The organism is Roseateles sp. P5_E11 (genome assembly GCF_054049355.1).
This window is the reverse complement of record NZ_JBFUMO010000593.1, coordinates 1-3,477: the sequence shown is the minus strand read 5'-3', so window position 1 is coordinate 3,477 and position 3,477 is coordinate 1. Positions and strand designations below refer to the sequence as shown.

Genomic DNA, 3,477 nt, shown 5'->3' with positions numbered 1-3,477 from the left:
GTCACGTACTTGGTCCAGGCGGTGCGGTAGGTGCCGGCCGGGTCGTACTCGGACTTCAGGATCGCGCCATATTCACCATTCACCCATCAGCACGGGCAGTCGACGAAGACCTGGTTGAACCCGTTCTGGACGGCCTGGTACTCGGCCGTCGGTGGGCCGTAGTCGCCGGACACCATCACCTCGTTGGTGCCGGCGAACAGCAGGTAGTCGTCATAGTTCTTGAAGTTGTTGGCGATCTGCGTCCACAGCTTGGCCAGGCGCGCGTTGGCGCTCGCCTGGTAGGCGTAGGTCGGGATCAGCCAGCTGCCTTCATGGTGCGTATTGAGCACGACGTAGAGGCCGACGTTGCGTGCGTAACCGACGACCTCGGTGACACGCGCCATGAAGGTTGGGCTGATGTTGCCGTTGGCGTCGGCGTACTGGTTCCAGCTGACGGGGATGCGCACGGTCTTGAAGCCGGCCGCCTTCACTGCGTTGAGCAATTGCTGGTTGATCAGCGGATTGCCCCAGTTGGTCTCGTTGGGTGAGGCGTCCAGCGAGTTGCCGATGTTCCAGGCGGGCGACATCTGCTGCGACAGCTGCACGCTCGTCAGGTCGCGCATGGAGCCGGGCACGGTGATCACAAAGGCCTGCGTGCTCTTGGCGCCGCAGCTGTTGGTGTAGGTGGCGGTGGCCGTGCAGCTGGCAGCAGGCGTGATGGTCTGCTCGCGTGCCGAGCCTGACGTGCCGCAGCCGCTCCAGCCCCACGAACCGCCGGCCACCGGCTGCGGGCCGAGGATGGCCGAGTTGCCTGCAGTGATCGAGGCTGAGGCCGTCTGCGTCCAGGACCCGTTGGCGCTGATGTAAGGCGTGATGGCCGTCGGCGTGCAGCTGCTGTTGCGCGTGGCAGTGGCCACGCCGGAGTTGTAGCTGCCGCCGTTGGTCGTGAACTTGACCCAGTACCAATAGGGCGTGCCGTTTGCGGCCGTGGAGTCGGTGTAGCTCCTGGCGCTACTGCCCGGCGCGGCGATGCGGCTGCGGCCGTTGGGATCGGCGTCGGTATCGCGGTAGACCTCCAGGCGCGAGACGTTGCCGCTGACGGTCCAGCCCAGCTGTACGTTGTCGGTCGTGCCAGTGGCCGTCAGGCAGACGGTGGTACCGCCGCCGCTGCCACAGCTTTGTGCCTGGGCCAATGGGGCCCCGCTGACCCCCAGGGCCAGCAGCAATGTGGATAACAAGGCTCTCATGGTTCTACCTTTCAAGGTTGAAAGTGCTCGGCCGGTTGTCTCCGCCGGATGCGAGCGTTATGGACGGTCGGCGCCAGGGCTTGGGCATAACCGTCGAACAAGGTGAAGGAGGTGGCGGCAGGCCCGGTGCCATGATTTGGACGCCAGCCTGCCGAGCTCTCGGTTCAATTGCTGTAGAGCACGCCGCGGCCCCCGCCGGCGGCGTAGATCCGGCCGTAGGTGTTCCAGTCACCCGCCAACCTGGTTATGCCGCCGAACTGATGGGCATCGTCGTTAAAGCGGGTCCAAGTGCTGCCTGCATTGTTGGAAGCCCACACACCCCACTGGCCGTTGATCACGCCCACCACGTAGACCGCGGCGGAATACGGCGCGCCAGGGGCTGCCTTGCCCAGAGTCAAGGCACTGGCACCGTTCACGTCGGGCCAAAAGTCGCTGCCGAAAACAGACGCGAAGTTGTTGAACTTGGTCCAGGTGGCGCCCGAGTCGACCGAGTGGTACACGGTATTGCCGTCAGCCACCCAGATGTCGCCCTCGACGTTCGGGTTGACCGCCATCCCGGTCAGGAAATACGGATTGCCCTTCATATTTGCCGACACCGAACCCTGGCTCAGCGTGAAGTTGTGGCCGCCATCCGTCGAGACGTAGAACTTGCCCGGACCAGCAAACACGGAGCCGCCCGAATCGTAGGCATAGACCTTGTTCGGATTCCTGCGATCCACCGCGAGCCGGTATGAGCGAGGGAAGCCGGACGTCTCCGGCAGCGCGGGGAGATTGGTCGCCGTCCAGCTGGCGCCATTGTTGGTGGTGTAGGACGGCACGGTATCGGGCGGCGCCCAGATCGCGTTGTTGCGTGAGGTGACAGCAATGTTCGACGATTCGTGCGTATTGGTCGCGGCGCCGGGAGGCAAGGTGGCAAAGCGTGTCCACGTGGTGCCGCCGTCGCCCGACCAGTACCCGAATCCTTTGTGATCCCCGTGCGTGACGCCGGTGAGGGCAATGTATTGCGGATCCGACCAGCTCATGTCGGCGGAATTGCCATTGCTCCAGCCGGTGTTGGGGCCTTTGGTCGGCGTCGTCGCGAGGTCTGTCTGGACCCAGGGGCCGATGTCGCCCGCGCTGCTGATGAACTTGTAGGTCGCGCCGGGTGGAGGGGTGATGAGCGCCAGCGTGGCAGTCTCTTCGAGATTGTTCAGCTTGGTGGTCCAGCTCGGTGTCGCCGACGAGGCGTTCATCGTCTCCCAGATGCCGGGACCGTCAAGGTGCAAGATGTGGTCGCGGTTGTTCGGATCGATCTCGATGTCGTCATTCCAGCCCCAGTACCCGGCGCTGTTCTGCTCGTGGGGCATCATGGACTCGATTTCGCGCCAGGTGCTGCCTGCGTTGTCGGACAACTGGGTGATCTTCTGGCCGGTGAAATCGCCCCAGGTAGCGCTCACGGCCAGCGCGATGCGGGTGGTCGGGCCGCTGCCGTAGACGGACACGCCGCCGTAGCCGCCCGTGGTAGTGCTGCTCAGCAAGGTCCAGGCGCCGCCATTGATACCGGTGTACTTGTAGAGGTAGCCGGGACCGTCGCCGCCCGGGCCTGCGTTCTTGTTGAACACCACGTAGTAATTGCCGTCGGCGGCGCGCGCGAAGTGCGGGATGTAGTACCCGGCGACGGCGGCCGGCACCGCGACCGGCGTCCATGAATAGCCGTTGTTGCTGGACCTGTAGAAGGTCGAGGTCAGGCCCGCTGCGGTGGCGTAGTCAGGAGCGATCGCGGCCCACATGTTCCAGGTCGGCTGGCCGCCGCCCACGTTCCCGTTGTCGAAGATGATCTGCTCGACGCCGACCATGGCGTTGGTCGTCGTGTAGGAAGACAGGCCCGTGACCTGCGCCCAGGTTTGGCCGGAGTTCGTGCTCTTCCACAGGCCGGCCTTGGTCGAACCGTAGAACATCGTCGACGGATTGGTCGGATCGAGCCTCAGGCGCTCGCCAATCGCCCGACCGGTATCGGCGYCGGCAAGAAACGGCAGCGTGACCCATGTCCAGCTGTCGCCGCGGTTGCTGGAAATGTACAAGCGAGCGTTCTTCTTGCTATCGCCCGCGACCATGTAGACCCGCTGGTCGTTGGTTGGATCGAGGGCGATGCTTTCGACGGTGTGGAAGGCTCCTTCTATCCCCCCCCCGAAACCCGGGCCGTCGGTGATCGGCACCCATTGCGAGGTGGCCTGGTTCCAGCGGTAGGCGCCGCCGACGTCCGACGTCGGTG

Annotated in this window: 2 protein-coding genes; both read right to left on the bottom strand. The window is 64.6% G+C overall.

What is annotated here, in order from left to right; translation table 11 throughout:
* Positions 1-86: 86 nt before the first annotated feature.
* The gene (locus tag ACXJKR_RS27545; protein WP_457325535.1) at positions 87-1,226 is read right to left on the bottom strand and encodes a cellulase family glycosylhydrolase; all 1,140 of its coding nucleotides are present in this window, start codon (positions 1,224-1,226) and stop codon (positions 87-89) included.
* Between the two features lie 164 nt (positions 1,227-1,390).
* On the bottom strand, positions 1,391-3,477 hold a 2,087-nt coding region (locus ACXJKR_RS27540; protein ID WP_457325534.1), incomplete at its 5' end, for a dockerin.

Coding starts and splice junctions, on each gene's coding strand:
- ACXJKR_RS27545 (WP_457325535.1), bottom strand. CDS start 1,226: ATGAGAGCCTTGTTATCCACATTGCTGCTGGCCCTGGGGGTCAGCGGG.